This window comes from Burkholderia sp. GbtcB21, from assembly GCF_019091065.1.
GTDB lineage: Bacteria > Pseudomonadota > Gammaproteobacteria > Burkholderiales > Burkholderiaceae > Burkholderia > Burkholderia pyrrocinia_C.
Genome location: NZ_JAGXKA010000541.1, coordinates 1 through 231 on the forward strand (window position 1 = coordinate 1; position 231 = coordinate 231).

Here is a 231-nt window from a genome sequence, read left to right on the forward strand (position 1 = left end):
GGTGTGGACGGAGTTCGAGAACGTGCCGGCCGCGAGCCTCGATTCCCTCGCGCGCGCGACCTTTGCCGCGCGGGCCGGCCGCTCCGCCGCGACCGCGCAGGACCGGATCGCGGAGAAGCGCTTCATCGAGGCGCCGGGCGTACCGGTCGCGCCGCACGTCGTGATCGAATCGTCGGCGGCGCTTGCCGCGCTCGACGATGCCGTGCTCGACGCGGTGCTGCCGGGCATCCT

At 74.0% G+C, this 231-nt stretch carries 1 pseudogene; it reads left to right on the forward strand.

Annotation, left to right across the window (positions count from 1 at the left end):
* A pseudogene (locus KVT39_RS37590) lies at window positions 1–231 on the forward strand (5-(carboxyamino)imidazole ribonucleotide synthase); the annotation flags it as partial.